This is a genomic window from Tabrizicola thermarum (assembly GCF_003574395.1).
Lineage (GTDB): Bacteria > Pseudomonadota > Alphaproteobacteria > Rhodobacterales > Rhodobacteraceae > Tabrizicola > Tabrizicola thermarum.
The window spans coordinates 21,636-44,741 of the sequence record NZ_QMJY01000078.1; the positions used below are offsets into that span (position 1 = coordinate 21,636).

Consider the following 23,106-nt stretch of genomic DNA (forward strand, 5'->3'; position numbering starts at 1 on the left):
AAATCCCATGCGCCGCCTCGCCCTCGTCGCCCTGCTCGCCGGCTGCGTCGCCGCAGGCCAACCCCCGGTGCCGCAAGCCGCCCGCCTGTCGTCCGAGGTGCTGACCCTCACCCTCGCCGACGGCACCACTTGTCGCGCCAACTGGCGGGCCGAAGGCGGCTCTGGCCGGTTCGCAGACTGCGGCCCCGGCTTCGGCTATTCCGTGCGCGAGGTCACCAACCCCAACCTTCTTCGCCAGCTTTTCACCGGCCTGACCGAGGCCCTGGGCGCCGAAGGCACCGTCCCCCCGATGGCCGAGGTCATCATCACCGACGCCACGGGCCGCGACCACGTCTTCGTCTCGCCCCCGCCGGTCGACGATTGACGGCGTAGGGTGCGCTACAGCGCACCTTGCCTCACAAGAAACTCTGCGGATCAATATCCACCGCAAGCCGCAAATCCCTCGGCAGCTTGAACTGCGCCAGCCACTCCGCAATCGCCGCCTGCAACGGCGCCCCCTTCTCTGCCTTCACCAGAAGCCGCACCCGATGCCGCCCCCGGACCCGTGCGATGGGTGCCGGAGCAGGCCCCCAGACCTCCGCCCCGATCCGCCGCAGAGGCTCAATCCGCCGCGCCAGCTCGCCCCCGAAGTCGAACACCTGCGCCACGTCGGTCGAGGACAGAATGATCCCCGCCATCCGCCCATAAGGCGGCACGCCGGAGGCCCGCCGCTCCGCCGCCTCGGCCCGCCAGAACGCCTCCTCATCCCCGCCAAGGATCGCCCGGATCACCGGATGCTCCGGCTGGTGGGTCTGGAGCCAGGCCTCGCCCTTCCGCTCTGCCGTCCGCCCCGCCCGGCCCGCTACCTGCCGCATCAGCTGGAACGTCCGCTCCGCAGCCCGCAGGTCGGACCCCTGCAAACCCAGATCGGCGTCGATCACCCCCACCAGCGTCAGCAAGGGAAAGTTGTGCCCCTTGGCCACGATCTGCGTGCCGATGATGATGTCCGCCCCGCCCGCCGAAATCTCGGCGATCTTCTCCTTCAGCGCCCGGGCCGACCCGAACAGGTCCGACGACAGCACCGCCACCCGCGCGTCGGGGAACCGCACCGCCACTTCCTCGGCCAGCCGCTCCACCCCCGGCCCCACGGCGGCCATCCGGCCCTCCACCCCGCAAGAGGGACAAGCCACGGGCACCGGCTTTGTAGCCCCGCACTGGTGGCAGACGAGCCGCTTCTGGAACCGATGCTCCACCATCCGCGCGTCGCAGTGGTCGCAACCCACCTGATGCCCGCAGGCCCGGCACAAGGTCACCGGCGCAAAGCCCCGACGGTTGAGGAACAAGAGCGCCTGTTCACCCCGCGCGACCACGTCCCGCACCTTCCCGGCCAGGGTCTCCGAAATCCACCGATCCCCCGGCAGCTTCTCGGCCCGCATGTCGATCGCCCGCATCTCCGGCATCTCCGCCGCGCCATACCGAGACCCCAGATCAAGCCGCCGATACTTCCCCGCCTCGACATTGGCCCAGGTCTCCAGCGACGGCGTGGCGGATGCCAGCACCACCGGACACCCGCAGATCGCCGCCCGCAGCACCGCCATGTCCCGCGCGTTGTAGAGAACCCCCTCCTCCTGCTTGTAGGACGTGTCGTGCTCCTCATCGACGACGATGAGGCCGAGGTCCCGGAACGGCAGGAAAAGCGCCGACCGCGCCCCCACCACCAGCTCCGCGCCGCCTTCGGAGACCATCCGCCAGAGCCGCCGCCGTTCCGTCATGGTGACGCCCGAGTGCCACTCCGCCGGCTTCGCTCCGAACCGGGCCTCCACCCGTGTCAGGAACTCCGCCGTCAGCGCGATCTCGGGCAAGAGCACCAGTGCCTGCCGCCCCTGGCGCAGACATTCCGCCACCGCCTCCAGATAGACCTCGGTCTTCCCCGACCCCGTCACCCCCTTCAGCAGCGTCGCCGCATAGGCCCCCCGCGCCACATCCGCGACCAGAGCGTCCCCTGCCGCGACCTGATCGCCCTCCAGACGCATCCCCTTTGCCGCCTGCAACCGCGGATAGGGCGTGTCGCGCGGCGCATCCTCCTCGGCCACCACGCCCAGCTTGACCAGCCCCTTCACGACGCTTGCCCCACAGGCCGCCGCCTCGACCAGTTCCCCCAGCGTGACCGGCAGACCTCCGAACGCCCGCAACGCCTCCACCACCCGGTGCCGGGCCTCGGTCAACTGGTTCGGCACCGGCCCCGCCAGCCGATACACCCGCCGCATGGAGGCAGGCTCGCCCAGCCCCGGCGTCCGCGTCGCCAGCCGCAGCATCGCCGGCAGCGGCGTCAGCGTGTATTCCGCCGCCCGGGTCAGGAAAGACCGCAGCTCTGCCCGCATCGGCCGGGCGTCCAGCACCCGGTTCACCGGCCTGATCCGCGCAGGATCGAAATCCCCCCGCCCCGGCCCCCAGACCACGCCCAGCACGCGCCGCGGCCCCAGCGGCACCTCGACGAAATCCCCGTCCCCGCAGCCGCCTTCGGGCGCCCGATAGTCCAGCACGCGGCCCAAAGGTTCCGTCGTCAGCACGCCCACCAGATCGCCCGCCCGATAGACCCGCTCCACCACCTGAAACCTTTCGCTCATCCGCCGTTTGGGCTAAACCCCGGCCCGAGAGCATTCAACCCCCGCGTTGCACCCCCCGCAACCACCCCCGCCCGAATACTGGAGAGGCCCATGAAATTCTTCATCGACACCGCCGACGTCGACGCCATCCGCGAGCTGCACGACCTCGGCATGGTGGACGGCGTCACCACCAACCCGTCGCTGATCCTGAAATCCGGCCGCGACATCCTTGAGGTGACGAAAGAGATCTGCTCCTTCGTCTCCGGCCCGGTGTCCGCCGAAGTCGTGGCGACCAAGGCCGAAGAAATGATCGCCGAGGGCCGCAAGCTGGCTGCCATCGCCCCGAACATCGCCGTCAAGGTTCCGCTGACCTGGGACGGGCTCAAGACCTGCAAGGTCCTGTCGGGTGAGGGCTTCATGGTCAACGTCACCCTCTGCTTCTCGGCCAACCAGGCGCTGCTGGCCGCCAAGGCGGGGGCGACGTTCATCTCTCCCTTCATCGGGCGGCTCGACGACATCAACCTCGACGGGCTGGACCTGATCGGCGACATCCGCACGATCTATGACAACTACGACTTCCAGACGCAGATCCTCGCGGCATCGATCCGCAGCGCCAACCACGTCAAGGACTGCGCGATGATCGGAGCCGACGTCGTCACCGCCCCCCCGGCAGTCATCAAGGCGCTGGCGAGCCATGTGCTGACCGACAAGGGTCTCGACCAGTTCCTGAAGGACTGGGCCAAGACGGGGCAGAAGATCCTGTAGCCCGGATCGACCCCGGGCGGGCGCCCGGTGCACCGCCGCCCGCCTTGCGTCGCCGCATCGCCGGGACCTGTGGTGAAGTGTTGCATCCCTGCCGGTCCCATACGCCGTTGTATGTCAATCCTGTCGCCAAGGGCTTTGCGGCTGACCTATACTCCTGCCCGAACCGTCCGAACTGCTGGCTTGCCCGATGATCGAACCCGACCTGCGCGACCGCATCCTTGCCGAACCGGAACGCCTGCTGGACGACCGCGACGTGATGAACGCGCTGGTCGCCGCGAACGAACGCGCGATGGGCGAGAACATCGTCGATCTGCGCGGCATCGCCATGCAGCGGCTGGAATCCCGGCTGGACCGGCTGGAGGACACCCACCGCTCGGTCATCGCGGCGGCCTATGAAAACCTCGCCGGGACCAATCAGGTGCACCGCGCCGTCCTGCAATTGCTGGAGCCGACCAACTTCGAGGCCTTCATGGCCGCGCTGGCCGGAGAGGTCGCCCAGACCCTGCGGGTCGACCATGTGCGGCTGGTGCTGGAAAGCCTGCAGGAAGACAGCGATACCGACCCCACCCTCCGCCGCCTTGGGGATGTCCTGACCGTCGTGCCGCGTGGTTTTGTTGCTAACTATCTGACAAACGGGCGAAATGGCCCCGGCCGTTCGGTCGTGCTGCGGTCGGTGACGGGGCTTGCGGCCGGGTTTTACGGCCCCCGCGCCGAGGAGATCCAGTCCGAGGCGCTGATGAAGCTGGACCTCGGTCCGGGCCGGTTGCCGGGGATGCTGGTCTTCGCCTCCGAGGATCCGAGCCAGTTCAAATCGACCCACGGCACCGACCTTCTGGCGTTTTTCGCCGGGGTCTTCGAACGGGCGATGCGGCGGTGGCTGGGCTGACCGCCGATCCCTTCCTGGCCCCCGCCCTGGGGGCTGCGCTGACGCAATGGCTGTCGCAGCTCGCCGCGCTGCACGGGGTGGCGGCCAACACGCTGGACGCCTATCGCCGCGACGTCACGCGCTATCTGAGGTTCCTCTCGGCGCATCACGGCGGGGCCTCCGGCATGGCTGCGGTGACAGCGGCAAGCCAGTCCGACCTCCGCGCCTGGATGGCCGAGGAGCGCGGTCGAGGCCTTTCGGCCCGATCCCTGGCGCGCGCCCTTTCGGCCGTGAAAGGCTTTACCGCCTGGGCCGCCGATCGCAGCGGCACGGACGCCACCACGGTCCTGTCGGCCCGAGCGCCGAAGTTCCGCCGCAAGCTGCCTCGGCCGCTAAGTGAATCTGGAGCCTCGGAAATTCTGGCCGAGATCGGCTCGGACGCCCGCGAAGACTGGATCGCTGCCCGCGACACGGCGATTGTGACGCTGCTTTACGGTCTTGGCCTGCGCATCTCGGAGGCGCTCGCCCTGACCGGGGCCGACCACCCCCTGCCGCCGACCCTGCGCATCACCGGCAAGGGCGGGAAGACCCGCCTCGTCCCGGTGATTCCCGCCGCGGCCAGGGCGGTTGCCGCCTATGTCGCCCTCTGCCCCTTCGACCTCGCCGCCGATGGCCCGCTCTTTCGCGGCGCGCGGGGCGGGGCGGTCAATCCCCGGCTGATCCAGTCCGCGATGGAGCGCGCCCGCCTGCGCCTGGGCCTGCCTGCCACGGCAACGCCGCACGCGCTGCGCCACAGCTTTGCCACCCATCTTCTGTCGGCAGGCGGCGACCTGCGCGCGATCCAGGAGCTTCTTGGCCATGCCTCACTTTCGACAACCCAGGCCTATACCGCCGTTGACGCTGCCCGGCTGATGGAGGTCTACGAACGGGCGCATCCCCGCGCCTGAGCCCGAAGCCAGGTCCCGAAGCGGCCTTTTGGTTGCACCCTTTGCGATAATCGGCCATCAACTGCCCATGAACCCGCGCATGAAAGCCCTCTCGGTCCATCTGCTCACCGCCTCGGGCGCGGTGTTGGCGATGTTCGCCATGCTTGCAGCCGTGCAGGAAAACTGGAGCCTGATGTTCCTCTGGCTGGTCGTCGCGCTGATCGTGGACGGGATCGACGGCCCGCTGGCCCGAAGGTTCGACGTACGGAAGAACTGGCCGACCTATGACGGTGTCCTGATGGACCTGATCGTGGACTATCTGACCTATGTCTTCATCCCGGCCTTCGCGCTGTTCCAGTCCGGCCTTCTGCCCGGCTGGACCGGGTGGCTCGCGATCATCGTGATCTGCTACGGCTCGGTGGTCTATTTCGCCGATACGCGGATGAAGACCAAGGACAAGAGTTTCGCGGGCTTTCCGGCCTGCTGGAACATGGTGGTGCTGGTCCTTTTCGCAACGAAGCCGGGCGAGGCGGTCATCCTTCTTGTGGTGATCCTCCTGACCGTCACGATGTTCACCAATCTCAAGTTCATCCACCCGGTCCGCACCAGCCGATGGTACGAGATTTCGCTGGCGGTCTGCATCGCCTGGATCGCGCTGGCCGCCTGGGCTGCCTGGTGGGATTTCAACGAGGGGCCGGTGGCGAAGTGGCTTCTGGTGCTGACCTCGATGTATCTGATGCTGGCCGGGATCGCGCAGCAGATCATCCCCGAGGGCATCCGTCGGGTGCGCTGACCCTCGGCTCAAAGCCGCGTCAGCATCACGCCGGCGACGATGACCAGCGCCGCCACGGCCTTTTCCGCGCCCATCCTCTCGCCGAAGGCCAGCCAGCCGATCAGCACCGCAAACAGGATCGAGGTCTCGCGCAGGGCCGCCACGACGGCAATGGGCGCCAGGGTCATCGCCCAGATCGACACCGCATAGGCGCCATAGCTGGCCGCCGAGGCGAAGGCCCCCATCCGCCAGGCGTGCCAGTTCCGCGGGATCACGTCCCAGCCGCGCAGGGCGAGCATCCCAAGCGTGAAGAACGTCCCGTCCGCCACGAAGACCCAGGCCACATAGGCCGCAGCCGAGCCCGAGACCCGCGCCCCCGTCCCGTCGATCAGCGTGTAGGTGGCCGTGGCCAGGGCGCTGCCCAGGGCAAAGGGCAGCAGCTTGCGGTCCTCGCCGCTGGTGAAGACGCCCCGCGCCATCAGCAGGATGCCCCCCGCCAGAACGGCAATCGCCAGATATTCCTGTGCGCTGACCGCATCGGCCAGAAAAACTGCGCCGAACAGCGCCACCGCCATCGGGGCCGCGCCGCGGGCGATGGGGTAAACCCGGCTCAGGTCGCCCCGGTCGTAGGCATAGGTCAGGAAGAACTTGTAGGCGAAGTGGGTGCAGCCCGCCGCGATCACCCAGGGCACCGCCGCAGGGTCGATCGCCGGGGTCAGCATCGCCACGGTCAGGCCGATGGGCACCTCGACAATCGACAGGATCACCATCCCGCCGACCTTCGAGGTCCCCAGCTTTATCAGCGCATTCCACAGCGCGTGAAGGAAGGCCGCGCCAAGGACGGCCAGAAAGACGCCTAGGGTCACGAAGCACCCGTCATGAAACCGTTACAGGCAGGCCTAAGCCCCGGCACGCGCGCAGGCAAGCAGGGCGATAGGTCCAGAGCCGGTCATTCGATAGGCCTGGCCTGCCCGGACCCTGCTGCTCAGATCAGCAGCGCCCCTTCGTGCTGCAGGAGGGCCGCCTTCGTCTCGACCCCGCCCGGGGCCGAGAACCCGCCGAACCAGTCGGTTCCCGTCACCCGGTGGCAGGGGATGAGGATCGGCAACGGGTTCGCCCCGCAGGCCTGCCCCACCGCCTGCGCCGGGGCACCGACGATCCGGGCGATCTGCCCGTAGGTTCGCGTCTCGCCATACGGGATGTCCGCCATCGCCCGCCGAACGCCTTCGTTCAGCCCCGTTCCCCAGTCCAACGGCAGGTCGAACCGTGCCAGCCGCCCTTCGAAATACGCCGCAAGCTGGGCCAGCGCCTCGGCGAGCAGGTCGCTCTTCCCCGGGGTCTCCGGCAAGCGCCATTCCAGACCGACCAGCAGCCCGTCCCGTTCGACCAGCGTGACAGGCCCGAACGGCCCCGTGATCCCCGCCCGGATCATCGCGCCCCCTCCCGCAAGGGCGCGAAGGCTGCCCGCAGCACCTCGGCCATGCCTTCGACCGCCGGAGAGGTTCCGCGCGGGTTCCGCCGCAAGACCACCCGCGCGTTGTCCACGATGGGAAACCCGTCCTCGGTCGTCAGTTCCCGGCAGCCCGCCGGGATCGTGCTGCGCGACAGGGGCGCAATCGCCATCCCGTTCGTCACCGCCACCCGGAACCCCCCGGCCATGTCGCAGGCCCAGGCCACGCGCCAGTCCATGCCCAGCCGGTCCAGCGACCCCTCGACATAGTTCCGGCTCCACTCCGACTGGAAATAGACCGCCACCGGCACCGGGCGGCGCAGGTGCTGGGCATGGGTCAGCGAGGTCACCCAGACCGTCGGGTCGATGCAGAGAACCTCGCCCTCCTGCACATATTCCCAGTCGTAGATCACCGCGAGGTCGATCTCGTCCGCCTCCAGCGCCGCGATCTGGGCCGTCGAATGGTCCACCCGGACGGACACCTGCACCCCTTCGTGCCGTTCGTCGAAGGCCGCCAGCGCCCGGGGCAGCACCGTGCCGGAATATTCGTCCGAAATGCCCACCCGCACCGGCCCGACCAGCGGCTTTTCCCGCAGTGCCACCGCCGCCTCGTCCAGCAGGGCCACCACACGACGCGCATAGGGGACCAGCTGCTGGCCGCGAGGGGTCAGGACCACCCCCCGCGCCTGGCGTTCGAACAGAGGCTGACCAAGGCTTTGCTCCAGCCGCTTGATCTGAAGGCTGACCGCCGACTGCGTGCGGAACAGCCGCGCCGCCGCCGCCGTGACAGACCCGGAATCCGCGACCGCGAGGAAGCTGCGCATCAGGTCGCTGTCAAGCGGCTGCATACCAAATCCATGAGTCTGGCTTATGCCCCCTATCAAACCTATTCGTTTGTGAAATGTCAAACCCGCCCCTATCTTCGGGTCTCAAGCACAGGAGATCACAAGATGTTTGCCCGCCTCTTCGCCCTTCTGCAGCTGCGCCGGTCGACCGCGTTCCTGCTGGAACGCGAGGATGACCACCTTCTGGACGACATCGGTCTGACCCGCGACGATCTTGTTGCGTTGCGCCGGGGAGAAGGGCTGTTCAACGCTCCGGCCGGTACGCTGCGCTATCATTCGACGCCGACGCCCCGCGGTCTCCCCGTGAAGTCGGCCTGACTCTTCGCCGGGCGTCCGGGGACACCCGGCGAAGATTTTTCCCGTCTGCCCCTTCCTCGTCGCCCCTGCCAGGAGTGCCCGAAGGGCTTCGACGAGCCGTCAGACCGGCAGCATCCGCCGCAGGATCTTGCCCGAGGCCGATTTCGGGATCGCCTCGATGAAGGTGATCCGCTTCGGCAGCTTGTAATGCGCCAGCTGCTCTGCCAGATGCGCCCGGATCGCGGCCTCCTCGGCCCCTTCGGCGGGCACCACGAAGGCCACCGGCACTTCCCCGGCCTCGTCGTCCAGCACGCCCCGCACGGCCGCGTCCCTGACCATCGGGCAGGTCAGCAGCACCGCCTCCACCTCGGCAGGGGCCACCTGGAAGCCCTTGACCTTGATAAGTTCCTTCAGCCGGTCGCGGATATAGACCCAGCCCTCCGCGTCAACCTCGGCCAGATCGCCGGTCCGCAGCCAGCCATCCACCAGAGTCTCTGCCGTCGCCTCGGGCCGATTGTGGTAGCCCAGCATCACCTGCGGCCCCCGCACCCAAAGCTCCCCCGCCTCGCCCGGCCCCGCGTCGCGCCCGTCCACCACGATCCGGCATTCGGTCGAGGGCAGCGTCACCCCGACCGAGCCCTTGCGCGCCTGCCCCCTTGGGGTTGCATGGCTGACCGGGCTCATCTCGGTCATGCCGTAGCCCTGCACCGACAGACAGCCGATCCGCCCGGCCACCGCATCGCCGACATCCCCGCCCAGGGGCGCCGCGCCCGAGAAGAACCGCTCGACGCAGGACAGGTCGAACTCGGCCACCATCGGATGTTTTGCCAAGGCCACCGCGACAGGCGGGGCGGAATAAAGCGTGGGCGTCCGATACTTCGCCGCCAGCGTCAGGAACTGCTGCAAGTCGAACCGGGGCATCGTCACCACCCCCGCCCCGGCGGCAAGGTGCATGTTCATCAGCACGGTCTGGCCGTAGATATGGAAGAAGGGCAGGAACCCCACCGACCATTCACCCGGATTGCAGCCGATCACCGCAAGGCACTGGTCCACGTTCGCCACCAGGTTCCGGTGCGACAGCCGCACGCCCTTGGGCAGACCCGTGGTGCCGCTGGAATAGGGCAGCACCACCACGTCCCGCGCCGCGTCGATGGGGACCTGCTGTGCCAGCGGCTCGCCCATCAGCGCGGTCAGAGACGTCGCCCCCTCGGCCTCGCCGATGACCACGATCTCCCCGGCAAAGGCCGCCCGCGCGGTTTCCAGGAACGCCGGGACCGTGACCAGAAGCCGCGCGCCGGAATCCGTCAGCTGATGGCTCACCTCGGGCGCGGTGTAGGTCGGGTTGATCGTCGTGACCGTGGCACCCGCAAAGGCGACCCCGTGGAATACCACTGCATATTCCGGGCAGTTCGGCGCCAGGATCGCAACCACGTCGCCCTTGCCGATCCCCCGCGCCTTCAGGCCACCGGCCAGCCGCCGGATGCCCGCTTCCAGCGCCCCGGCCGTCATCTCGCGGCCCGAGGGTCCGTCGATCAGCACCACCCGGTCGGGGTCACCCACCAGACCGCGGAATATTCGTTCGGTGATGCTTTCGCCGGTCAGAGCGATCGGCGGAAACGGACTTGCGTGGATCATGACATCCTCCCCTTTTCAGGGGAGGATACCACGGTTTCGGCGGAGAAGTTTCAACCCCGAGCGTCAGCCCAAGGCGTCGTTGCAGCGCTGGCAGGTGCCGGGGTGCCTGTGCGTGCCGACGTCGGGCAGCACTTTCCAGCAGCGCTCGCATTTCTGGCCGCTGGCGGGTTCGAACCGGACGGCAACGCCTGGCACCTCGGGCAGGACAAAGGCATCCGTTGTCGGCGCGCCGGTTGTCAGCTTCAGGCCAGACGTGATGCACAGTTCGGCAAAGCTCTCGGCATCCATGCCAAGATCATCCCGTTCCAGGAACACCACCGGCGCGGCCTCCAGGCTGGAGCCGATCACCTTCGCCGTCCGCTGCACTTCCAGCGCCCCGGTCACCACGCGGCGCACATCGCGCAGCCGGTCCCATTTCGCCGCCAGCGCCTCGTCCCGCCAGTCGGCCGGGGTCTCGGGGAAATCGACCAGATGGACGGAGGAGTCATCCCCGGGGAACCGTTCCAGCCAGACTTCTTCCATCGTGAAGACCAGCACCGGCGCAAGCCAGGTGGTCAAGCGATGGAACAGGATGTCCATCACCGTCCGGCAGGACCGCCGCCGCAAGGACGAGGGCGCGTCGCAATACAGCGCGTCCTTGCGGATGTCGAAATAGAGCGAGGACAGGTCCGTGGTGCAGAAGGCGAACAGCTTCTGGAACACGCCCTGGAAGTCGTATTTCGCATAGCCCTCACGCACCTGTGCGTCGAGTTCGGCAAGGCGATGCAGCACCCAGCGCTCCAGCTCCGGCATCGCGGCAGGCTCCACCCGCTCCGCCTCGCTGAACCCCGCCAAAGCCCCCAGCATATACCGCATGGTGTTGCGCAGGCGGCGATAGCTGTCGGCGACGCCTTTCAGGATCTCCTTCCCGATGCGCAGGTCCACGGTGTAGTCCGACTGCGCCACCCAGAGCCGCAGGATGTCGGCCCCGTATTCGCCGATCACCTCTTGCGGGGCCACCGTGTTGCCGAGCGACTTGGACATCTTCATGCCCTTCTCGTCCAGCGTGAAGCCGTGGGTCAGCACGCCGCGATAGGGCGCCCGCCCCTTGGTGCCGCAGGCTTGCAGCATCGAGGAATGGAACCAGCCGCGATGCTGGTCGGTGCCTTCCAGATAGAGGTCCGCGATCCCGTCCGGGCTGCCGTCCTCGCGGTCGCGCAGGACGAAGGCATGGGTCGAGCCGCTATCGAACCAGACATCCAGCACGTCGAAGACCTGTTCATAATCCTGCGGATTCACGATGCCTTGCAGCACCTTTTCCTTGAATCCTTGCACATACCACACATCGGCGCCTTCCGCCTCGAAGGCTGCCCTGATCCGCGCGTTGACCTCGGCGTTCTTCAGCAGGAAGTCCGGCGCGTCCGGCCGCGCGCCCTTCTTCACGAAACAGGTCAGCGGCACGCCCCAGGCGCGCTGGCGGCTCAGCACCCAGTCGGGGCGCGCCTCGATCATCGAATGGAGCCGGTTGCGGCCGGTCGCCGGGGTCCATTCGACCAGCTGGTTGATCGAGTTCAGCGCCCGCTTGCGGATCGTGTCACCATAGGTGGACATGCCGTCATCCAGCGTCTTGTCGATGGCCACGAACCACTGCGGCGTGTTGCGGTAGATGACCGGGGCTTTCGAGCGCCAGCTATGCGGATACTGGTGCTTGAACTTGCCCTTGGCAAACAGCGCCCCCGCATAGGCCAGCTGCTTGATGACCGACACGTTCGCCGGCCCCTCCTTGCCATCCGGCGTGATGATGTGCTGCCCGCCGAAGAGCGGCAGGTCCGCCCGATAGGACCCGTCCGCCTCGACGTTGTAGGTCATGGGCAGGCCGAACTTCACGCCCAGCTGATAGTCGTCGTCGCCGTGGCTGGGCGCCGTATGCACGAACCCCGTGCCGGCATCGTCGGTGACATGATCGCCGGGGAGCATGGGGACGTCATAGTCCCACTCGCCGTTGCCACCTTCGATGCCGCGGAAGGGGTGGGCGAGGGTCATGCCTTCGACACCATCCTTCCAAAGTTCGCAAAGCCTTCTGAACTTTGTAACTTTGGCTGATCCCATAACGGAATCGGCCAGATCAGTGTTGATTACGACGACCTCGCCAACGCGCGCGGCACTTCCTTCGGCAACTTCTTCAACTTCGCAGACCGCAAAGATGTGATCTTCGTTGTATGCAACAGCGCGGTTCTGCGGGATCGTCCACGGCGTAGTCGTCCAGATCACGATGCTGGCTTCGCGAACCTTCTTGAAGAGACTGTCATCACTGGCATTCCGACCCGCAGACGCGTGAACAACAAGATTCTTCACACCAACGATTGGAAATCGCACCCAGACCTGATGGCTGGTATGGTCGTGATACTCCACCTCCGCCTCGGCCAGCGCGGTCTTCTCCACCGGAGACCACATTACAGGCTTCGACCCCTGATAGAGGCTCCCGTTCATCACGAACTTCATGAACTCGTCCGCGATCACCGCCTCGGCGTGGTAGTCCATCGTCAGGTAGGGCTTGTCCCACTTCCCCGTGACGCCCAGCCGTTTGAATTCCTCGCGCTGAACGTCGATCCAGCCTTCCGCGAACCGGCGGCATTCCTGCCGGAAGGCCACGGTGTCCACATCGTCCTTGTTCAGCCCCTTGGCGCGATACTGCTCTTCGATCTTCCACTCGATCGGCAACCCGTGGCAGTCCCAGCCCGGCACATAGCGGGCATCGCGGCCCATCATCTGCTGGCTGCGCACCACCATGTCCTTCAGCACCTTGTTCAGCGCATGGCCGATGTGCAGGTGCCCGTTGGCGTAAGGAGGGCCATCATGCAGCACGAAGGGCGCGCGGCCCGCAGCGCGTTCCCGCAGCCGGTCATAGACCCCGATCCTCTCCCACCGCGCCAGCCACTCCGGCTCGCGCTGAGGCAGACCCGCCCGCATCGGAAAGGCGGTCTCGGGCAGGAAAACGGTCTCGCGGTAGTCGACAGGGGCGGCGGTATCGGCGCACATCGCAGGGGAACCTCAAAGGATCAGGGGCAGGTCGGCCCGGACAGGGCCATCGGCAAGACGATAAACCCGGTCGGGCCTCAGCCCGCCGGGCAAGTAATTCGTGACCGAATGACCCAGCCCATCCGCATGGCGGGCCTTATAGTCAAAGGCCGCGGAACGGTCCAGCCCGGCCCTCCCGGATAGGCTTGCTCTTTTCGGAAATACTCCGGGGGATTGGGGGCAGCGCCCCCATCAGCCGACGACGAGACAGGGGGCTTGCGCGGCAGCGCCCGGTCCGGAACCCGTCCCGTCGGGTCTGCCGCTCCTGACTGGACAAGCCGTCCCTCCCGCGCTTCCCTCTGCGCAACGCCAGACCGGAGCCCCTCATGCGCCTTGCCCTCATCGCCCTTGCCCTTGCCGCCACCTCCGCCAGGGCCGAGCTTGCCTCGCGGATCCCCGGCCTTGACATCGTCACACTCGACCGCCTGCCCCCCGCACCCGCAGACCGGGGCGACGCCGCGTATTGCAGCCACCTGGCCAGCCAGCCCGAAACCGCTGCCGGACGGGCGGTGCAGGCGCAAGGCTGGACCGTGACCGGCGAGGTCCCATTCGGCACCCTCACCGCCGTCAGCTTCGTCGGCAGCTTCCTTCAGGGCACTTCGGGCACCTGCCTGCGCCGAGACGGCAATGTCGGCTTCTTCGCAGGCGACAAGCTGACCGCGCTGATCTACGCCAGAAACGCCGAAGAACTGCCGATCGGCTTCATCGCCCCCTTCGCCGACAGCGGTCTGCGCCTCTGGTCCGGCGACTACCTGCCGGAACCCCTGGCCGACATCCAGCCGACGGCAGGCGGAATCACCGTTGTCCCCCTCGCCGCAACCGAGCCTGTGTGCCACGGCACCGCCGAAGTGCCGCTGATCTACGGCCTGCCCATCGACGTCGCGCGCAAGAGGCTGGCAGAGGCAGGCTGGCAGCCGGTGCCCTTTCAGGGCGACCGGTCCGAAAGCATGGGCCTTGATGCCGAGATCGCCGCGCGCGGCGTGCCCGAAGTGGACGTCTGTTCCGGCACCGGCTTCGGCTTCTGCGGCTATGCCTATGCCGGGCCTGCGGGCAGCCTTGCCGTGACCACGATGGGTGAGTTCGGCGAGGACGGCAGCTTCCCCGTCGTGGCGGACTACGGGGTGGACTGTCGCTAGCGATCCCGTGAAGCCCCTTGAATGGCACAACCAACGCTCTGATTTCATTTGACTCGGCACGCCCGGACATTGCTGGACAGCCGCCCCCCGACCTGCCATCCTGACCGCATGAAACTGCCGTCCCTCAACGTCCTCGGCCAGCCCCTCCAACCCTGCTCCACCGATCCGGTGACGGGCTTCTTCCGCGACGGCTGCTGCAACACCGGCCCGATGGACCGCGGCCTGCACACCGTCTGCGCCCTGATGACGGCCGAGTTCCTGGCCCTGTCGAAATACCTTGGCAACGACCTGTCCACCCCGCGCCCCGAATACGGCTTTCCGGGGCTGAAGCCGGGCGACCAATGGTGCCTCTGCGCCTCGCGCTTCCTTCAGGCGCATCAGGAAGGGGCGGCCCCGAAGGTCCGGCTGGCCGCGACGCATCAGGCCACTCTCGGCATCGTCCCGCTGAACATCCTGCGGCAATACGCCACCGATTGACCTTCCTCGCCTGGATGGACTTCGGCGCCTGCCCGCGCGACACCGGCAAGGACCACAGGCCAGTGCGACGACAATCACGCCCGATGATCCCGCCCCGTTTCGATGTCAGTGAAGACCAGATCGCCCGCGTCGTGGCGACCTTCTACGCCTGCGTCCGCGACCATCCCGGCCTCGGTCCGGTCTTCGCTAAGCATGTGACCGACTGGCCCGCGCACGAGGCGAAGATCACCCGCTTCTGGCGCAACGCGATCCTGCATGAGAGGGGTTACGACGGCAACCCGCTGGCCGTCCATCGCGCCGCCGGCAATGTCCGGCTGGGGATGTTCGACGTCTGGCTCGGCCTTTTCGACAGCGTGCTGCGGCTGGAACTGCCGCCAGAGACCGCCGCAGCATGGTCGGCCCTCGCCCATCGGATCGGGCGCGGGTTGATGTTCGGGATGCAGGGGGACCGGGGGGCGCCGCCGTCACTTCGCTGAAACGGCGACCTTCCGCTCCGGCTCTGGCATCGGCCGGATCGCGCCGTCGTCGCGCATCAGATCCTCGATGAACAGCGACAGAAGCTGCGGCCGCCCGGTCACGCCCGCCTTGCGGTAGATCGCGTTGGTCTGGGCCTTGACCGTGCCCTCGCTGGTGGAGCGCAACTGCGCGATCTCGGCCGTGGACAGGCCCTTGATCGCGAACAGCGCCACGTCCTTTTCCGATGGCGTCAGGCCCCATTCCTCGAAGCGTTCGGCCAGCAGGTCGGCAAAGGCGCCCGAGGCACGGCGCAACTGTTCCTCGGCCCGATGCCGTTCCTTCAGCGCGCGGCGCAGCATCAGACCGCCGACAATCACGCCTAGGACCAACCCGACCGCAGCGCCGATCTCCATCGCCTCGCGCATTTCCCAGCTGATCGGCGTGCTGCGCAGTCCGATCACTGACGACAGGATGTCGGACACGAAAAAGAAGGCGCACAGCGCCTGGATCAGGAAGATCGCCAGAAAGGGGGCCGCCCGTTTCACGCAGGGAACCGGAAGCGGCAGGCAGGGTCAGTCATCGTCACCACCCTTGTCACTCTTGTCGTCGTCCCGGTCGTCGTCATGGTCATCGCCGTCATCGCCTTTGTCGCGATCCGATCGTCGCTCCCGGTCGTCGATGATGGTCAGCGCGCCGCCCTGGCCCGAATCGGGGATCCAGAGGTCACGCAGGATCTCGCCGGTGTTCGGATTGACGATGATTTCCCGACGGCCATCCTGGCGCGCTGCGGTAATACGGATCCGGCCCAGAAGCGTGCGCTCTTGCGCGATCTCGCTGAAACCCAGCTTTCTCAGCTGCCGGATGATGCTTTTGACGACATCTGCCGCAAGCGCCGGCGACGCAAGGACAATGCCTGCGGCAAGTCCGCACAGGAACGCACGCCGTTTCATGTCGTCACCCCGATCATCGCCCGCCCACTATGTTCCACACGGAAGGCCCCGGCAAGACCGGGGCCCTCGCTTGTGCGACCTGACAGGGGGTCAGTCGTCGTCACTTCCATTGTCGTTGTCGTCATGGCCATCACTGTCACCGCCATGATCGTCGCCGTGATCGTCGTCGCCACCACGGCCCTTGCCGTCATGGTCATCATCGCCTTCATCGTGCTTGTCGCGTCCCTCGTCATCCGAGCCTTCGAAATCGCGATTGACGGTGCCCACCTGCTTGCCCACACGGCTTGCATCGTCACTCTCCACGCTCTTCTGCTCGCTCTTGAGGATCTCCGCAGTCTCGTTGTCGTAGATCACCTCGACCTTCATGTCGCCCTTGATGGCCTCGACCTTGGTCTGGGTCGGGCCGACCTTGACCTCGGCGAAAGTATAGCCCTGCGCCAGATAGTCGTCGGCCAGTGCATTGCCGTCGATTGCGGCAAAGGCCACGCTGGTCGTCATCAGGATCGCGGCGCTGTAGCACAGCAGCTTGGCTTTCAGTTTCATTCTCTAGCTCCTTCGATTGCTTGTCTGGTGCTTGTCTGGCACGGGCTGGTTTCATTGCCACCGTCAGTGCCTGCACCCAGAAGACCGGCAGGACCGCCCACTGGCCATTGGCCCAGGGTTTAAACCGGGTCGCCTAAGCTGAAAGTTTGGACGGATAAACCTGAGTTTAGGCGGCCCCTCGCAAGGCCCGCCAAGAAAAAGGGACCCGCGGCGGGGTGCCGGGGTCCCGAAAGCCGTCAGCTGCGGGTCGGGTCAGACCTTCATCTGAACGCCCAGGTGCCTGGCCACGGTGAAAATGTCCTTGTCGCCCCGCCCGCACATGTTCATCACGATGATCCGGTCCTTCGGCAGGGTCGGCGCCAGCTTCATCACCTGAGCCAGGGCGTGGCTCGGCTCCAGCGCCGGGATGATTCCCTCAAGGCGGCAGCACAGCTGGAACGCCTCCAGCGCCTCGGCATCGGTGATGCTGACATATTCCGCCCGGCCCACATCGTGCAGCCAGGCGTGCTCCGGCCCGATGCCGGGGTAATCCAGCCCGGCGCTGATCGAGAAGCCCTCAAGGATCTGACCGTCGGCATCCTGCAACAGATAGGTCCGGTTGCCGTGCAGCACCCCCGGACGCCCGCCGGTCAGCGAGGCGCAGTGTTCCATCCGGTCGTCCACGCCCTTGCCGCCCGCCTCGACACCCACGATCCGCACCGAAGGGTCGTCGAGGAACGGATAGAACAGCCCCATCGCATTCGAGCCGCCGCCGATGGCCGCGACCACCACGTCGGGCAGACGGCCCTCGCCCTCCTGCTCGGCCAGTTGCCAGCGGACCTCCTTGCCGATGATCGACTGGAAGTCGCGCACCATGGCCGGATAGGGATGCGGCCCCGCCACCGTGCCGATGCAGTAGAAGGTGTCGCGCACATTCGTGACCCAGTCGCGCAGCGCGTCGTTCATCGCATCCTTCAGCGTGCCGCGCCCCGAGGTCACCGGGATCACCTCGGCCCCCAGCAGTTTCATCCGGAACACGTTCGGCGCCTGGCGTTCCACGTCATGCGCGCCCATGTAGACCACGCATTTCAGCCCGAACTTGGCGCAGACCGTGGCCGTCGCCACCCCATGCTGGCCCGCGCCGGTTTCCGCGATGATCCGCGTCTTGCCCATCCGGCGGGCCAGGATGATCTGGCCCAGCACGTTGTTGATCTTGTGCGCGCCGGTGTGGTTCAGCTCGTCGCGCTTCATGTAGACCTTGGCGCCGCCCAGATGCTCGGTCAGCCGCGGCGCGAAATACAGCGGAGACGGCCGGCCCACATAATGCTTCCAGAGATCGTCCATCTCGGCCCAGAAGCTGGGGTCGGTCTTGGCATGTTCGTACCGCTCTTCCAGCTCCAGGATCAGCGGCATCAGCGTTTCACTGACGAACCGCCCGCCGAACAGGCCGAAGCGGCCCTGCTCATCCGGCCCCGTCATGAAGCTGTTCAACCCGTCCTCGGCCATGGCGCACCCCCGTTGTTCCCCAAGGCATGTAGCGCCATCGGCCCGCCGGGAAAAGCCGGAGTTTTCGAAAACTCCGGCCCGGAGCTTTCAAAGGCTCCGGTGCGATGTCTTCGAAGACATCGCGCTACCGCAGGATCGGCACGCCCCCCCTGACGCCCTGCGCCGCCTCGACGAAGGCCGCGATCCTGCCCGCATCCTTCACGCCCGGGGCGCTTTCGACACCGCTTGCCACATCGACCTGCCGCGCGCCCGTCCGCTGGATCGCCTGCCCCACATTCTCGGGCGTCAGACCCCCGGCCAGCATCCAGGGCTTCAGCCACTTGCGCCCCACCAGAAGCCGCCAGTCGAAGGTCAGCCCGTTGCCGCCCGGCAGCACCGCATCCTTCGGAGCCTTGGCATCGACCAGGATCTGGTCGGCGACCAGCTGGTAATCCAGCAGCGGCGCAAGGTCCGCCTCGACCGCCACCCCGATCACCTTCATCACGGGCAAGCCGTAACGCGCCTTGATCTCGGCCACGCGGGCCGGCGTTTCACGGCCGTGCAGTTGCAGCATGTCCAGCGGCACCGCCTCCACGATGGCATCCAGCGCGGCGTCATCGGCATCGACCACCAGCGCCACCTTGCACAACCCCTCGGGGGCGATCAGCGCCAGCGCGCGCGCCTCCCCGGGCGAGACATGACGCGGCGATCTGGCAAAGAAGTTGAACCCGGCATAGGCCGCCCCGGCCTTTGCCACCGCAGCCACGTCCTCGGGCGTCTTCAGCCCGCAGATCTTGACCCGGACCTCGCGCATCAGCGCTTGTCCAGAAGCGCCAGAACCTCGTCCTGCTGCGGGACGGAGGTTGCGTCCTTCAGCACGGCCAGTTCCCGCTCCAGCCGGGCGACTTCCCGTGTCTTCCGGCTGGCCGCCGCGCGGTGGCCATGTTCGCGGAACCATTCCCAGACAAAGCCGATCAGCACCCCCGCGATGATCCCGCCGAAGATCACCACGAACAGCGGCAGGTCCATTGCCCAGGTCAGCCCGGTCAGCGCCGCAAGATCGGCAGGCAGAAGCTGCACGGTGACCGGCGCCCGATTGGCCAGCGCGACAGTCAGAAGCCCGAGGCCAAGAAGCCCCAGCAACAGCAGGCGAAGATAACGGATCATGCGGAACGCAACCCTTCCTGGTTTCGTCCCGAGTATCGGCGCCGCAGCCCCGAAGCGCAAGCGCGGGTGGAACTACTTGCCGTTCAGCCGGTCGCGCAGAAGCTTGCCGGTCTTGAAGAAGGGCACCTTCTTGTCGTCAACCTTGACCGCTTCGCCGGTCCGGGGGTTGCGCCCGACGCGTGCGTCGCGCGCCTTGACCGAAAACGCACCGAAACCGCGCAGCTCGACCCGGTCGCCCCTGGACAGAGCCTCGATGATTTCCTCGAAGACCGTGTTCACGATCCGCTCGACGTGACGCTGGGTCAAATGCGGGTTCTCATCCGCGATCTTCTGGATCAGTTCCGAACGGATCATCCGTTGTCCCCCCTGTGGTCCGGCCGATTGGCAGCGACCGCCACGTGCTTGTTCTTGCGTGACTATAGCGACAGGATTTGCCTCATGACAAACAAAAACGGGGACTTGGCACCAAGGAAAAGGCCCCGCGGGCTACGCGGGGCCTTGCCGTTCAATCGCAGGTTCGGTCGACCCTGGCTCAGCTGCGGTCCTTCAGGGCCGCGCCAAGGATGTCGCCCAGCGAGGCGCCCGAATCGGACGAGCCATACTGTTCGACCGCTTCCTTCTCTTCGGCGATCTCGCGGGCCTTGATCGACAGACCCAGCTTGCGGGTCTTCGGGTCGATGTTGGTCACGCGGACATCGACCTTGTCCCCGACCTGGAACCGCTCCGGCCGCTGGTCGGCGCGGTCACGCGACAGGTCCGACCGGCGGATGAAGGATTTCTGGCCGTTGTATTCGACCTCGATCCCGCCATCCTCGATCGCCGTCACGGTCACGGTGATCACCGCGCCGCGCTTCACGCCGTCCACCGCATCCGAGAAGGTGTCGTCGCCCAGCGCCTTGATCGAAAGCGAGATGCGTTCCTTCTCGACATCCACTTCGGTGACGGCGGCTTGCACCACGTCGCCCTTGCGGTAGTTCTGGATCGCTTCTTCGCCGCGCTGGTCCCAGGACAGGTCCGAAAGGTGGACCATGCCGTCGATGTCGTTCTCCAGCCCGATGAACAGACCGAATTCGGTGATGTTCTTGACTTCGCCCTCGATGGCCGAGCCGATCGGATGGTTCTCGGCAAAGACTTCCCACGGGTTGCGCTGGGTCTGCTTGAGGCCCAGGGACACCCGACGCTTGGCGCTGTCGATTTCCAGCACCATGACGTCAACCTCCTGCGAGGTGGAAACGATCTTGCCGGGGTGCACGTTCTTCTTGGTCCAGGACATTTCCGAGACGTGAACCAGGCCCTCGACCCCCGCTTCCAGCTCCACGAAGGCGCCGTAGTCGGTGATGTTGGTGACGCGGCCCTTGTGGACCGAACCGATGGGATACATCTTCTCGACTGCATCCCACGGATCGGACTGAAGCTGTTTCATGCCCAGGCTGATGCGGTGGGTTTCCTTGTTGATCTTGATGACCTGAACCTTGACGGTCTCGCCGATCGACAGGATTTCCGACGGGTGGTTGACGCGGCGCCAGGCCATGTCGGTGACGTGCAGCAAGCCGTCCACACCGCCCAGGTCCACGAAGGCCCCGTATTCGGTGATGTTCTTGACCACGCCGTCCACCACCTGACCCTCGGTCAGGTTGCCGATGACTTCGGCGCGCTGTTCCGCGCGGGACTCTTCCAGGATCGCGCGGCGCGAGACGACGATGTTGCCGCGGCGACGGTCCATCTTCAGGATCTGGAACGGCTGCTTCATGCCCATCAGCGGGCCGGCATCACGCACCGGGCGGACGTCGACCTGGCTGCCGGGCAGGAACGCCACGGCGCCCCCGAGGTCGACCGTGAAGCCACCCTTGACGCGGCCGAAGATCGCGCCCTCGACGCGCTGCTCGGCGGCATAGGCTTTTTCCAGACGGTCCCAGGCTTCCTCGCGGCGGGCCTTTTCACGGCTGATCTGGGCTTCGCCGCGGGCATTCTCGACCCGCTCGAGATAGACCTCGACCGTGTCGCCCACATTGACGTTCGGAGCCTCGCCGGGGTTCGCGAATTCCTTCAGGTCGATGCGGCCTTCCATCTTGTAGCCGACATCGATGATGGCCTGGCCCGCCTCGATGGCGATGACCTTGCCCTTGACGACAGTGCCCTCTTCGGGGGTGTCGATCTCGAAGCTCTCCTTCAGCAGGGCTTCGAAGTCTTCCATGCTTGCTTTGGCGCACATATGGATCAGTTTCCTTTTCTCGTGTTTTCTCTGGCCAGGCGGTTGGCTCCGCCGGTCTTGGTCATCAGTGAAAAAACGCTGCCGCCCGGGAAACCGGAGGCTTCGCATCTTTCAGGATGCAGGCGCTATAGTGGGAAAGCCGCCCCAGAGCAAGGGAAAGCCTGCCGGAAAGGCCTCAGGCCGGGTCATCCGGCCCGGTCTCCGGGTCCTCGGGCCCCGTGTCGTCCCCCTTGCCGCCGCCGCCGGGCACCAGAAACGCAAGCAGCATCAGCGCCAGCCCCCCGGCGATCAGAAAGGCCGAGCGATGCGTCCCGCCACTCGTCCCGCTCCCGTCGTCATGCCCTTTCGCTCCGCCGCGCAGGATCGAACTGGCCGCGTTCACCGCCGTCGCAGCCCACAAGGCCCGTGTCGTCGCCCTGATCTCGGCCGCGCGGCGATTGCGGGCCGAGGTGATCCAGACGAGCAGCAGCGCAAGCACGACCAGTCCCCCGGCAACCGCCAGCAAGGCCCGGACGGTTCCAAGGTAAGCCGCAATGATCGTGACAAGGGCGGCCACCGCCAGCACCAGGGCCATCAGCAACAGGACTCCCGCCACCAGAAGCACTCCGGCAGCGGCCACCCGGTCGCGCAGGGCTCCCGACAGCATTTCCCTCAGACCGGCCAGCGCCACCGTGCGATCCTCCTGATCTTCCCCGGATCCAGACTGACCCATCGCCCCTTGCCCCGCAAGCCGCGCCGGACGGGACTCACTCCGGCCGGAACCGGGCCCTTACGACGGCACAGGCCGCCTCCACCGCCTCATCGATCCCCAGCGCAGTGGTGTCGATCACCACGGCATCGTCCGCGGCCCGCAGCGGAGCATCCGCCCGGCCCATGTCGCGGGCATCGCGTTCCAGGACCTCGGCCAGCACCTGCGCCTCGTCGCCGCCCACTTCCAGCCAGCGGCGATGCGCCCGCACCTCGGGGCTGGCGGTGACATAGAGCTTCACCTCGGCCTCCGGGCAGATCACCGTGCCGATGTCGCGCCCGTCCAGCACCGCGCCGCCCTCTGACCGGGCAAAGCGGCGCTGGAACGCGACCAGAGCCTCGCGCACCTCTGGGATGGCGGCGACGCGGCTGGCGGCCTGCCCGGCCTCCAGCGTGCGCAGGTCATCCCGCGCCAGATCCTCGGCCGTCAGCGCGCGCGCCGCCGCGACGGGATCGCCGCCCTTTGCCCCCACAGCCCGATACAGCAGCCCCGTGTCCAGGTGCCGGAACCCGAACCGGGCGGCCACCGCGCGCGAGATCGTGCCCTTTCCCGCAGCCGCCGGCCCGTCGATTGCCACCGTGAAGATCATCTTTCCCGTCCCTGCGCCCGTCTTCCACGCCTGATGCCTCCGGCGGGAGTATTTGGAAAAGAGCAAGCCGAAAAGGGTGATTTGCACCGGGGCCGGATCGGCGGATCGACCAGAGGATTTTCAAGCCGTTGAAATCATTGCACGCCTCACGCGGCTCCGGTCAGAAT

The 23,106-nt window shown here is 66.9% G+C and carries 25 protein-coding genes; 9 read left to right on the forward strand and 16 right to left on the reverse strand.

Annotated elements, in window-relative coordinates; genetic code table 11:
- Window positions 1–7 precede the first annotated feature (7 nt).
- Window positions 8–364 (forward strand): hypothetical protein, encoded by a 357-nt coding sequence (locus D5084_RS12300; RefSeq protein WP_128515789.1) that lies wholly within the window; start codon window positions 8–10, stop codon window positions 362–364.
- Window positions 365–395: 31 nt separating this feature from the next.
- On the opposite strand, the gene D5084_RS12305 is transcribed toward D5084_RS12300, so the two are convergent.
- On the reverse strand, window positions 396–2,606 hold the full coding sequence (locus D5084_RS12305) for a primosomal protein N' (protein WP_128515790.1): 2,211 nt from the start codon (window positions 2,604–2,606) through the stop codon (window positions 396–398).
- A 90-nt stretch (window positions 2,607–2,696) separates the two neighbouring features.
- Here D5084_RS12305 and fsa point away from each other — a divergent pair, with 90 nt between their 5' ends.
- The 4 genes from fsa to D5084_RS12325 all read left to right on the forward strand — a co-directional run bounded on the left by fsa (window position 2,697) and on the right by D5084_RS12325 (window position 5,934).
- Window positions 2,697–3,350 carry a fructose-6-phosphate aldolase gene (gene fsa, locus D5084_RS12310; protein WP_128515791.1) on the forward strand — a complete coding sequence of 218 codons (654 nt, stop codon included), beginning with the start codon at window positions 2,697–2,699 and terminating at the stop codon, window positions 3,348–3,350.
- Window positions 3,351–3,537: 187 nt separating this feature from the next.
- Window positions 3,538–4,236, forward strand: a complete 699-nt coding sequence (locus D5084_RS12315; protein ID WP_128515792.1) for a DUF484 family protein — start codon at window positions 3,538–3,540, stop codon at window positions 4,234–4,236.
- On the forward strand, window positions 4,224–5,162 hold the full coding sequence (locus D5084_RS12320; RefSeq protein ID WP_238382636.1) for a tyrosine recombinase XerC: 939 nt from the start codon (window positions 4,224–4,226) through the stop codon (window positions 5,160–5,162). The genes D5084_RS12315 and D5084_RS12320 overlap by 13 nt, the downstream gene beginning before the upstream one ends.
- A gap of 67 nt (window positions 5,163–5,229) precedes the next feature.
- Window positions 5,230–5,934 carry a CDP-alcohol phosphatidyltransferase family protein gene (locus tag D5084_RS12325; protein ID WP_128515793.1) on the forward strand — a complete coding sequence of 235 codons (705 nt, stop codon included), beginning with the start codon at window positions 5,230–5,232 and terminating at the stop codon, window positions 5,932–5,934.
- A gap of 8 nt (window positions 5,935–5,942) precedes the next feature.
- Here D5084_RS12325 and D5084_RS12330 read toward each other — a convergent pair whose 3' ends face one another.
- The 3 genes from D5084_RS12330 to D5084_RS12340 all read right to left on the reverse strand — a co-directional run bounded on the left by D5084_RS12330 (window position 5,943) and on the right by D5084_RS12340 (window position 8,211).
- A complete protein-coding gene (locus tag D5084_RS12330; protein ID WP_128515794.1) occupies window positions 5,943–6,779 on the reverse strand; it encodes an EamA family transporter in 837 nt (278 codons plus the stop codon).
- 119 nt (window positions 6,780–6,898) lie between these two features.
- On the reverse strand, window positions 6,899–7,345 hold the full coding sequence (locus D5084_RS12335; protein ID WP_128515795.1) for a methylated-DNA--[protein]-cysteine S-methyltransferase: 447 nt from the start codon (window positions 7,343–7,345) through the stop codon (window positions 6,899–6,901).
- A complete protein-coding gene (locus D5084_RS12340) occupies window positions 7,342–8,211 on the reverse strand; it encodes a LysR family transcriptional regulator (RefSeq protein ID WP_128515796.1) in 870 nt (289 codons plus the stop codon). The genes D5084_RS12335 and D5084_RS12340 overlap by 4 nt, the downstream gene beginning before the upstream one ends.
- Before the next feature lie 102 nt (window positions 8,212–8,313).
- Here D5084_RS12340 and D5084_RS12345 point away from each other — a divergent pair, with 102 nt between their 5' ends.
- Entirely contained in the window at window positions 8,314–8,526 is a 213-nt protein-coding gene (locus tag D5084_RS12345; RefSeq protein ID WP_128515797.1) for a DUF1127 domain-containing protein, read from the forward strand.
- Window positions 8,527–8,625: 99 nt separating this feature from the next.
- Here D5084_RS12345 and D5084_RS12350 read toward each other — a convergent pair whose 3' ends face one another.
- Window positions 8,626–10,140, reverse strand: coding sequence for an AMP-binding protein (locus D5084_RS12350; protein ID WP_128515798.1), 1,515 nt, complete (start codon window positions 10,138–10,140; stop codon window positions 8,626–8,628).
- 63 nt (window positions 10,141–10,203) lie between these two features.
- The gene (gene ileS, locus D5084_RS12355; protein WP_128515799.1) at window positions 10,204–13,158 is read right to left on the reverse strand and encodes an isoleucine--tRNA ligase; all 2,955 of its coding nucleotides are present in this window, start codon (window positions 13,156–13,158) and stop codon (window positions 10,204–10,206) included.
- Window positions 13,159–13,523: 365 nt separating this feature from the next.
- Between ileS and D5084_RS12360 the strand changes: the two genes are divergently transcribed.
- The 3 genes from D5084_RS12360 (at window position 13,524) to D5084_RS12370 (ending at window position 15,286) form a co-directional block, all read left to right on the forward strand.
- Complete coding sequence (locus D5084_RS12360) at window positions 13,524–14,333, forward strand: hypothetical protein (RefSeq protein WP_128515800.1); 810 nt, start codon at window positions 13,524–13,526, stop codon at window positions 14,331–14,333.
- Window positions 14,334–14,441: 108 nt separating this feature from the next.
- Window positions 14,442–14,810: a DUF2237 family protein gene (locus tag D5084_RS12365; protein ID WP_128515801.1), complete on the forward strand. Its 369-nt coding sequence runs from the start codon at window positions 14,442–14,444 to the stop codon at window positions 14,808–14,810.
- Window positions 14,811–14,893: 83 nt separating this feature from the next.
- Window positions 14,894–15,286 (forward strand): group III truncated hemoglobin, encoded by a 393-nt coding sequence (locus D5084_RS12370; RefSeq protein WP_128515802.1) that lies wholly within the window; start codon window positions 14,894–14,896, stop codon window positions 15,284–15,286.
- Here D5084_RS12370 and D5084_RS12375 read toward each other — a convergent pair.
- The 10 genes from D5084_RS12375 to D5084_RS12420 all read right to left on the reverse strand — a co-directional run bounded on the left by D5084_RS12375 (window position 15,275) and on the right by D5084_RS12420 (window position 22,939).
- Complete coding sequence (locus D5084_RS12375) at window positions 15,275–15,811, reverse strand: helix-turn-helix transcriptional regulator (RefSeq protein WP_128515803.1); 537 nt, start codon at window positions 15,809–15,811, stop codon at window positions 15,275–15,277. The two genes, D5084_RS12370 and D5084_RS12375, sit on opposite strands and share 12 nt — an antisense overlap.
- A 27-nt stretch (window positions 15,812–15,838) precedes the next feature.
- Window positions 15,839–16,216, reverse strand: a complete 378-nt coding sequence (locus D5084_RS12380; RefSeq protein WP_128515804.1) for a hypothetical protein — start codon at window positions 16,214–16,216, stop codon at window positions 15,839–15,841.
- Between the two features lie 90 nt (window positions 16,217–16,306).
- Window positions 16,307–16,759, reverse strand: a complete 453-nt coding sequence (locus D5084_RS12385; protein WP_128515805.1) for a hypothetical protein — start codon at window positions 16,757–16,759, stop codon at window positions 16,307–16,309.
- A gap of 252 nt (window positions 16,760–17,011) precedes the next feature.
- Window positions 17,012–18,244, reverse strand: coding sequence for a tryptophan synthase subunit beta (gene trpB / locus D5084_RS12390; RefSeq protein ID WP_128515806.1), 1,233 nt, complete (start codon window positions 18,242–18,244; stop codon window positions 17,012–17,014).
- Window positions 18,245–18,368: 124 nt separating this feature from the next.
- On the reverse strand, window positions 18,369–19,037 hold the full coding sequence (locus D5084_RS12395; protein ID WP_128515807.1) for a phosphoribosylanthranilate isomerase: 669 nt from the start codon (window positions 19,035–19,037) through the stop codon (window positions 18,369–18,371).
- Window positions 19,037–19,390 carry a LapA family protein gene (locus D5084_RS12400; RefSeq protein ID WP_128515808.1) on the reverse strand — a complete coding sequence of 118 codons (354 nt, stop codon included), beginning with the start codon at window positions 19,388–19,390 and terminating at the stop codon, window positions 19,037–19,039. Before D5084_RS12400 ends, D5084_RS12395 begins: the two co-directional genes overlap by 1 nt.
- Window positions 19,391–19,462: 72 nt before the next feature.
- Window positions 19,463–19,744, reverse strand: coding sequence for an integration host factor subunit beta (gene ihfB, locus D5084_RS12405; RefSeq protein ID WP_128515809.1), 282 nt, complete (start codon window positions 19,742–19,744; stop codon window positions 19,463–19,465).
- Between the two features lie 178 nt (window positions 19,745–19,922).
- Window positions 19,923–21,602: a 30S ribosomal protein S1 gene (gene rpsA / locus D5084_RS12410; RefSeq protein WP_128515810.1), complete on the reverse strand. Its 1,680-nt coding sequence runs from the start codon at window positions 21,600–21,602 to the stop codon at window positions 19,923–19,925.
- Between the two features lie 175 nt (window positions 21,603–21,777).
- Window positions 21,778–22,314 carry a hypothetical protein gene (locus D5084_RS12415; RefSeq protein ID WP_128515811.1) on the reverse strand — a complete coding sequence of 179 codons (537 nt, stop codon included), beginning with the start codon at window positions 22,312–22,314 and terminating at the stop codon, window positions 21,778–21,780.
- Window positions 22,315–22,348: 34 nt separating this feature from the next.
- Window positions 22,349–22,939: a (d)CMP kinase gene (locus D5084_RS12420; RefSeq protein ID WP_128515812.1), complete on the reverse strand. Its 591-nt coding sequence runs from the start codon at window positions 22,937–22,939 to the stop codon at window positions 22,349–22,351.
- Window positions 22,940–23,106: the final 167 nt, after the last annotated feature.

Bases quoted from the DNA above. Each gene is read 5' to 3' on its own strand.
- D5084_RS12300 (WP_128515789.1), top strand. From the start codon at position 8: ATGCGCCGCCTCGCCCTCGTCGCCCTGCTCGCCGGCTGCGTCGCCGCA.
- D5084_RS12305 (WP_128515790.1), bottom strand. From the start codon at position 2,606: ATGAGCGAAAGGTTTCAGGTGGTGGAGCGGGTCTATCGGGCGGGCGAT.
- fsa (WP_128515791.1), top strand. From the start codon at position 2,697: ATGAAATTCTTCATCGACACCGCCGACGTCGACGCCATCCGCGAGCTG.
- D5084_RS12315 (WP_128515792.1), top strand. From the start codon at position 3,538: ATGATCGAACCCGACCTGCGCGACCGCATCCTTGCCGAACCGGAACGC.
- D5084_RS12325 (WP_128515793.1), top strand. From the start codon at position 5,230: ATGAACCCGCGCATGAAAGCCCTCTCGGTCCATCTGCTCACCGCCTCG.
- D5084_RS12335 (WP_128515795.1), bottom strand. From the start codon at position 7,345: ATGATCCGGGCGGGGATCACGGGGCCGTTCGGGCCTGTCACGCTGGTC.
- D5084_RS12340 (WP_128515796.1), bottom strand. From the start codon at position 8,211: ATGCAGCCGCTTGACAGCGACCTGATGCGCAGCTTCCTCGCGGTCGCG.
- D5084_RS12345 (WP_128515797.1), top strand. From the start codon at position 8,314: ATGTTTGCCCGCCTCTTCGCCCTTCTGCAGCTGCGCCGGTCGACCGCG.
- D5084_RS12350 (WP_128515798.1), bottom strand. From the start codon at position 10,140: ATGATCCACGCAAGTCCGTTTCCGCCGATCGCTCTGACCGGCGAAAGC.
- ileS (WP_128515799.1), bottom strand. From the start codon at position 13,158: ATGTGCGCCGATACCGCCGCCCCTGTCGACTACCGCGAGACCGTTTTC.
- D5084_RS12360 (WP_128515800.1), top strand. From the start codon at position 13,524: ATGCGCCTTGCCCTCATCGCCCTTGCCCTTGCCGCCACCTCCGCCAGG.
- D5084_RS12365 (WP_128515801.1), top strand. From the start codon at position 14,442: ATGAAACTGCCGTCCCTCAACGTCCTCGGCCAGCCCCTCCAACCCTGC.
- D5084_RS12370 (WP_128515802.1), top strand. From the start codon at position 14,894: ATGATCCCGCCCCGTTTCGATGTCAGTGAAGACCAGATCGCCCGCGTC.
- D5084_RS12380 (WP_128515804.1), bottom strand. From the start codon at position 16,216: ATGAAACGGCGTGCGTTCCTGTGCGGACTTGCCGCAGGCATTGTCCTT.
- D5084_RS12385 (WP_128515805.1), bottom strand. From the start codon at position 16,759: ATGAAACTGAAAGCCAAGCTGCTGTGCTACAGCGCCGCGATCCTGATG.
- trpB (WP_128515806.1), bottom strand. From the start codon at position 18,244: ATGGCCGAGGACGGGTTGAACAGCTTCATGACGGGGCCGGATGAGCAG.
- D5084_RS12395 (WP_128515807.1), bottom strand. From the start codon at position 19,037: ATGCGCGAGGTCCGGGTCAAGATCTGCGGGCTGAAGACGCCCGAGGAC.
- D5084_RS12400 (WP_128515808.1), bottom strand. From the start codon at position 19,390: ATGATCCGTTATCTTCGCCTGCTGTTGCTGGGGCTTCTTGGCCTCGGG.
- ihfB (WP_128515809.1), bottom strand. From the start codon at position 19,744: ATGATCCGTTCGGAACTGATCCAGAAGATCGCGGATGAGAACCCGCAT.
- rpsA (WP_128515810.1), bottom strand. From the start codon at position 21,602: ATGTGCGCCAAAGCAAGCATGGAAGACTTCGAAGCCCTGCTGAAGGAG.
- D5084_RS12415 (WP_128515811.1), bottom strand. From the start codon at position 22,314: ATGGGTCAGTCTGGATCCGGGGAAGATCAGGAGGATCGCACGGTGGCG.
- D5084_RS12420 (WP_128515812.1), bottom strand. From the start codon at position 22,939: ATGATCTTCACGGTGGCAATCGACGGGCCGGCGGCTGCGGGAAAGGGC.